The sequence below is a fragment of the Streptomyces sp. NPDC054840 genome, assembly GCF_053611065.1.
The window spans coordinates 1-6,555 of sequence record NZ_JBSGZP010000424.1 but is presented as its reverse complement, the minus strand read 5'-3'; the positions used below and the strand labels follow the sequence as shown (position 1 = coordinate 6,555).

Below are 6,555 nucleotides of genomic sequence, written 5' to 3'. Positions count from 1 at the left end.
GGGCCGGACGGTTTCCCCGCCGGGCCCGGCCCACTCGTACGGGAAGCGGCGCTCAGCGGTTGACGGGGCGTCGGCCCGGGTGGAAGGCCTCCGCCGCGAGCAGGCCGGTGTCCGGGTTGTCGGTGAAGATCCCGTCGATGCCCTGTTCGAAGTAGGTCCGGAAGGCGCCGAGGGCGTCCCCGTACGCGGCCGGATCGGTGCCCCGGCGGTATTCGGCCGGCAGGAAGCTGTTCTCGTTGCGCGCGGTGTAGGGGTGCAGCAGCAGCCCGCGGGCGTGGGCGTCCTTCACCAGGGTGGTCGGGGATCCGAGCTCGCCGGCCGCGTCGCGCGGGAGGATCAGGTCCATGGTCGGGCCGATGCCCTGGGCGAAGCCGGCGATCCACTTCAGGCCCTCGGGCTTGACCAGGTCCGCGACGGTACGCGGGTCCTTGGCCAGTTCGAAGTCCCAGGGGCGGGTGCCGGCCGCGGAGAGCAGGACCACGCGGGGCGCGGAGACCAGCCGGGAGAGCCGCTGGATGCTGGAGGGCTCGAAGGACTGGAGGAAGACGGCGGCGCCTCGCCCGTCGCGCCCGTAGCGGCGCAGGAGCTTGGCGAGGGGCTCCTCCAGGCCGAGGCCCAGGCCCCGGAAGTAGCTGGGGTGCTTGGTCTCCACGTGCAGCCACACCCGCTTGCCGCGCCGCTTGCCCTCGCGGTCGGCCCAGCGGAGCACCTCTTCGAAGGTGGGTACGGCCCACCGGCCGTCGTAGAGGGTGTTGCGCTGCCGGACGGCGGGGATACGTTCCTTCGCGCGCAGGGTCCGCAGCTCGGCCAGCGTGAAGTCCTCGGTGAACCAGCCGGTGACGAGGACCCCGTCGACTGACCTGGTCGTGCGCCGGGAGGCGAACTCGGGGTGCTCGGCGACATCGGTGGTCCCGCCGATCTCGTTCTCGTGGCGGCACACCAGATGGCCGTCGCGGGTGGGGACCAGGTCCTGCTCGACGACGTCGGCACCCAGGTCGAGGGCGAGCTGGTAGGAGCCGATCGTGTGCTCAGGCCGGTAGCCGCTGGCTCCGCGGTGGCCGATGACCGTCGGGAAGGGAAGGCCCCGGTGGTCCCCGTCGCCGTGTCCGTCGCCGTACCCGTCCTCAGCGGCGGCGGAACCCGCCGTGACTCCGGTGATTCCGGTCCCCGCCGCCAGGACGGCCGCCCCCAGGACCGTGCGCCGCGCTGCCCCACCCTGTGTCATGAGTGCCCACTCCTCGTCGTGAACGCCGTGTCGCGGCCCGCGATCGGCGTGCAGATGGTAGGCAAACGGTGGTGGCCGAAGGGCGTGCGCCGGGGGCTGATCCGGGGAACTTGGCGCAAACCTGCGTCAACACTCTGTATCCGACACGTGAACCCGATGTGCGCTCCGACCTGACCCACGAGTATCGTCCTCACCTGCGCTACCGCCGTGTGGTGGGTGCGCGAACCGCTTTTCGATGCCGGAGGGCCCCACGTTGTTCCGTACGAAGCTCATCAAAGCCGCTGTCGGACCGGTCATGCGCATGATGTTCCGCACCCGCGTGGAGGGCATCGAGAACATCCCCGGCTCCGGTCCGGTGATCCTTGCGGGCAACCACCTCACCTTCATCGACTCCATGATCCTGCCGCTGGTGTGCGACCGTACGGTCCACTTCATCGGCAAGGACGAGTACGTGACCGGCAAGGGGATCAAGGGCCGGGCCATGGCCTGGTTCTTCACCGGCGCCGGCATGATCCCCGTCGACCGGGACGGGGCCAACGGCGGTGTCGCGGCCCTGATGACCGGTCGCCGGATCCTCGAAGAGGGCAAGATCTTCGGCATCTACCCCGAGGGCACCCGCTCTCCCGACGGCCGCCTCTACCGCGGCCGCACCGGCATCGCCCGCCTGACCCTGATGACCGGCGCCCCCGTGGTGCCGTTCGCGATGATCGGCACCGACAAGCTCCAGCCCGGCGGCGCCGGCATGCCCCGTCCGGGCCGGGTCACCGTCCGCTTCGGCGAGCCGATGGAGTTCTCCCGCTACGAGGGCATGGACCGCGACCGCTACGTGCTGCGCGCCGTCACCGACTCGGTGATGGCCGAGGTCATGCGCCTCTCGGGCCAGGAGTACGTCGACATGTACGCCACCAAGGCGAAGGCCGCCTGACCCGGGTCACGCCTACTGACGCTGGAGTGATCGGCTGACGCCCGCCGCCGTGGTGGTGGCGAGGATCCAGCCGGTCACGATCAGCAGGTACGACAGCCACTGGTGCCAGCCGCCCGGTGCGAAGGCCGCTTCCTGGCCGAAACTGACGATCGGCACCATCAGGTCGATCGTGTAGAAGACCGCGTTGAAGTCCGGGGCCTCCCCCGCCTTCAGGGCGCGCGGCGGGTCGATCCCGTAGGCGATCGACCCGGTCATCAGCAGGGCGGCCAGCCACCCCGCCGCCCGCAGCGGCCGGAAGCCGTAGCCGACGGTGGCGTCCTGGAGCAGCCCCCACGCCCGGGCTGCCCGGGGCAGGGTGTGGCGGTGCCTGCGCAGCTTCGCGAGCTGGACGGTCCGGGCGGCCGCCTCGTCGCCCGCCGTACGGTAGGCCGCCGCGAGCTGCTCGTAGGCGTACGTCAGGTATCCGGACTCCTCCCGCTCCAGGGCCGGCAGCCGCTGCTCGGCGGGGAGGTGCGGGGCGAGTGTGCGGTAGGTCAGGCCGTCGATGGCGATCCGCTCGGGCCAGGCCTCCGGATCGATGTGGAGCAGGTCGACGGTGGACCGGCGCAGGTTCACATCGCCCCGGACCGTGTCGCACCGGCGCAGCCACAGCTCGCCGATCACGCAGCTGGAGGCGCGCAGGGCGGTCCCGTCCGGGTTGGCGAGGTCGGCACGGGTGAGGTTGACCTGGCCGGGTATCCGGGAGCCGGTGAGGTTGACCATGCCGCGGGCCTTCATCCGGTGCGCGCGCAGGTCGGTGCCGACGGTCACGGTCTCGGCGTGCAGGGCGATCTGCCCGGGAGCGAGCAGCTGGGCACGGTCGAGCTGGATCTGGCCGCCGACGGTGGCGCCGTTGAGGCGGAGCTGGCCGTGCACGGTCAGGTCGTTCGCGATGATGTCGGTGTCGACCTCGACGTGGTTGAGCTGGAGCGGGGGCTCGTCCGCCTCCTCGCCGGCCGTGGGGCCGATCACCGCCCCCTGGAGGAAGAGGCCTCCGGATATCTTGGCGCCCTGCAGCCGCACGGGTCCGGCGATCCGGCAGTGGGAGAGCCGCAGGACCACTTCGACGCGCAGCGTGGAGGCGGTCAGGCCGGGCAGGGTGGAGTAGCCGAGGACCAGGGCGCGTAACTGGGCCCCGTACACCAGGGGCTTGCGCTCGAACCAGCAGTCGCGCAGCCGGATGGGGTGGTCGATGACGGCGTAGCGCAGGTCGAGCTTGCCCACGATCTTCGCGCCCTTGATCTTGAGACCGGGGACCCGGCCCTGTACGACCGGGCCGGCTCCCAGCAGGATCGCCCGCAGCACCTCGGCGCGCAGGGTGCGGTCGGGACCCCAGTCGGCTCCGTCGGCGGAGCTGTCCTCGGGGGCGGCGCGGAAGTCGACCCCGTCGCCGCGCGGGAAGGCCTCCCAGACGCGGCGTTCCGCCGGGGTAAGATCGTTGATCTCCATCGCCGGGATGGTGTCCCGCGGTTCCACGAGCTGTCAACTCTGGCCGGAACAGCCCCCTTCGGCGACATGTCAGTGCTCGACGCCCTCCTGGAGCCGCTGGCCCTTCAGCAGGAACCAGGCGGCCGCGGCGGTGGCCAGCAGCACGGCCGCGCCGACGCCGGAGGCGAGCCGCAGCCCGTCCACGAAGGCCTCCTGGGCGGCGCCCACCATCACCTGGGCGGTGTGCGGGTCCAGCGTCTTGGCGGCCTCGACGGCCCCGCCGAGGGATTCGTGCGCGGCGTCGGCGACCGGGCCCGCGACCGAGGCCGGGGCGGTGAAGCTCTGGTAGACGCCGGTGACGATGGAGCCGAGCAGGGCGATGCCGAGGGCGGCGCCGAGTTCGTACGCCGTCTCGGAGACGGCGGAGGCCGAACCGGCCTGTTCCTTGGGCACGCTGGAGAGGATCACGTCGGCGGTGACGGTGAAGGAGAATCCGGCGCCGAGGCCGACGACGAGCAGGGCCGCGCCGAGCAGCGGGTAGCCGCTCTCTTTGTGGAGCAGGGTGAGCACGGCGAGGGCCAGGCCGATGGCGCCGAGACCGCCGGCCACGATGGTCCGTACCGAGTACCGGCGGGCGTACCGGCCCGCGATCAGGCCGGTGACCACCGCGCCGATGGCGGCGGGCAGTTCGGCGAGGCCCGCCTCAAGGGGGTCGCGGCCCTGGACCAGCTGCAGGAACTGGGAGAGGAAGAAGACCAGTCCGGACAGGCCGAAGACGGTGAGCAGGTCGGCGAGGACCGCGCCGGAGAAGCCGCGGTGCTTGAACAGCCTCATGTCGAGCAGCGGGGACGGCAGGCTGAACTGGCGGCGTACGAAGGCGTACAGAGCTCCCGCGCCGAGTGCCGCGGTGGCCGCGACCTCCCAGGTGACGCCGTGGGTGGCGACTTCCTTGACGGCGTAGACCACGCTGATCACGCCGACGAGGGAGAGGCCGACGCTGACGAGGTCCCAGGGGCCGGCGACCGGGTTCTTGGATTCGGGGAGCAGCTTGATTCCGACGACGACCAGGGCGATCATCACAGGGAGGTTGATCAGGAAGACCGAGCCCCACCAGAAGTGCTGGAGCAGGGCTCCGCCGACGACCGGGCCGACGGCCGCGCCGGCCGAGGCGGTGGCGCCCCAGATGCCGATCGCGAGGCTGCGCTCCTTGGGGTCGTGGAAGATGTTGCGGATCAGCGCGAGGGTGGACGGCATCAGGGTCGCACCGGCCACGCCCAGCAGGGCCCGGGCGGCGATCATCATCTCGGGGCTGGTCGCGTAGGCGTTGAGCACGGACACGGCACCGAACGCGGCGGCGCCGGTGAGCAGCAGCTTCTTGCGGCCGATGCGGTCACCGAGGCTGCCCATGGAGACCAGGAGTCCGGCGATGACGAAGGAATAGATGTCGCCTATCCACAGCAGCTGGGTGCCGGACGGCTTGAGGTCCTCGGAGAGTGCGGGGGTGGCGAGGCCGAGTACGGTCGCGTCGACAGCGACCAGCAGCACGGCGAGCACCAGCACGCTCAGGGCGAGCCAGCGGCCGCGGCTCTTGGTCTCCGTCCCGGTCGGGCTGTTCAGCTGCTGGGTCGTGCTCATTTCTCCACACTCCGTCTGGCGCCACCGAGCAACAGCTCGATGATCATGTACTGGAAGTCCTTGGCGGCGACCCGGCCGTCCATCACGGCCCAGGCGCAGGTGCCGACGAGGCCGTAGAGGGCCTCGGTGAGCCATGCGGGGCTGAGGTCGATCCGGATGTCGCCCTCTTCCTGGCCGCGCCGGAAGAGCGCGCTGACGCGGGCGTCGAGCCGGGCCCATCCCTCGTTGACCTCGTCGCCCTCGAACAGCTGGTTCTCGGTGACGAGGAAGGCCAGCAACTGGGCATTGGGCTCGACCTCGGCGACGAGTCGTCCGATCGCCTCCGCCGCCGTGCCCTCGTCGAGGCGGGCGTTGTCGAAGGCCACCTCGAACTCCCGGATGCCGAGTTCTTCGAGGGCCCGGACGAGGGCGTCGCGTCCGGCGAAGTGCCGATGGAGGGTCGCGCGCCCGATTCCGGCGGCGCGGGCGACCTCGTCCATCGTGGCGGTCGACTTACGGGAAAGCAGGGCGGCCGCATCGCGGAGCACCTGGTCACGATCCATGGCCATGAGACAACTATACCTCGAATGAGACGTCAATGTCTCATTCGGCCGGAAAATGAGCTGCCCTCGGGGCAGCCGGAACGGAATCCTGCCGCAATGAAGCCACTGCTGCTGATCGACGTCGACGGGCCACTGAACCCCTACGCGGCCAAGCTCCAGCGCCGCCCCGAGGGCTACCGCACCCACCGGATGCGCCCGACGGGCTGGAGGGCGGCCGAGCAGGCCAAGCCCCTGCGGGTTTGGCTCAATCACGACCACGGAGCGCAGCTGCTCGCCCTCGCGGAGGTCTACGAGCTCATCTGGGCCACCACATGGAAGGACGAGGCCAACGACTGGATAGGCCCCCACCTGGGGCTGCCGAGACTTCCCTTCATCGACTGGCCGGAGATGCACGGCCGGGCGCCGCGCGGCACGTTCTGGAAGACCCAGTACATCCTCGAATACGCGGGCGAGCGCCCCTTCGCCTGGATCGACGACGACATCACGGCGATGGACCGCGACTACGTCGACCAGCGCCATCCGGCACAGACGCTGCTGATGCGCGTCGACGAGCGGATCGGGTTGGTCAGCGCAGACTTCGACACTCTGGCCGCATGGGCCACACCGCACTCAGGGGACCGCTCCCTGTGATTTGATCATGATTACCCGCGTTCACCGGTCATGCGGACTGTGATCATGTGGAGTGACGGCGCCCCGGGCTCAACGTCGTCTGCTGACACCCCGACATGCCGGAGGGGCGGTGGGGGCCGACGGGCTCCCAC

6 protein-coding genes are annotated in these 6,555 nt (G+C 70.7%); 2 read left to right on the top strand and 4 right to left on the bottom strand.

Translation table 11 applies throughout. The features are described 5' to 3' along the window. Positions 1-52 precede the first annotated feature (52 nt). The gene (locus ACWGIU_RS25785) at positions 53-1,225 is read right to left on the bottom strand and encodes a glycerophosphodiester phosphodiesterase (protein ID WP_453709551.1); all 1,173 of its coding nucleotides are present in this window, start codon (positions 1,223-1,225) and stop codon (positions 53-55) included. Positions 1,226-1,460: 235 nt separating this feature from the next. Here ACWGIU_RS25785 and ACWGIU_RS25780 point away from each other — a divergent pair, with 235 nt between their 5' ends. After that, on the top strand, positions 1,461-2,150 hold the full coding sequence (locus tag ACWGIU_RS25780) for a lysophospholipid acyltransferase family protein (RefSeq protein WP_453709549.1): 690 nt from the start codon (positions 1,461-1,463) through the stop codon (positions 2,148-2,150). Between the two features lie 12 nt (positions 2,151-2,162). Here the strand turns inward: ACWGIU_RS25780 and ACWGIU_RS25775 are convergent, their stop codons facing one another. The 3 genes from ACWGIU_RS25775 to ACWGIU_RS25765 form a co-directional block, all read right to left on the bottom strand. Continuing rightward, a complete protein-coding gene (locus ACWGIU_RS25775; protein WP_453709547.1) occupies positions 2,163-3,638 on the bottom strand; it encodes a membrane-associated oxidoreductase in 1,476 nt (491 codons plus the stop codon). Positions 3,639-3,707: 69 nt separating this feature from the next. Next, positions 3,708-5,252: an MFS transporter gene (locus ACWGIU_RS25770; protein WP_453709545.1), complete on the bottom strand. Its 1,545-nt coding sequence runs from the start codon at positions 5,250-5,252 to the stop codon at positions 3,708-3,710. Further along, positions 5,249-5,800, bottom strand: coding sequence for a TetR/AcrR family transcriptional regulator (locus tag ACWGIU_RS25765; RefSeq protein ID WP_453709543.1), 552 nt, complete (start codon positions 5,798-5,800; stop codon positions 5,249-5,251). The genes ACWGIU_RS25770 and ACWGIU_RS25765 overlap by 4 nt, the downstream gene beginning before the upstream one ends. Positions 5,801-5,890: 90 nt before the next feature. On the opposite strand from ACWGIU_RS25765, the gene ACWGIU_RS25760 reads away from it, so the two are divergent. Then, entirely contained in the window at positions 5,891-6,424 is a 534-nt protein-coding gene (locus ACWGIU_RS25760) for an HAD domain-containing protein (protein ID WP_453709541.1), read from the top strand. The last annotated feature ends 131 nt before the right edge of the window (positions 6,425-6,555 follow it).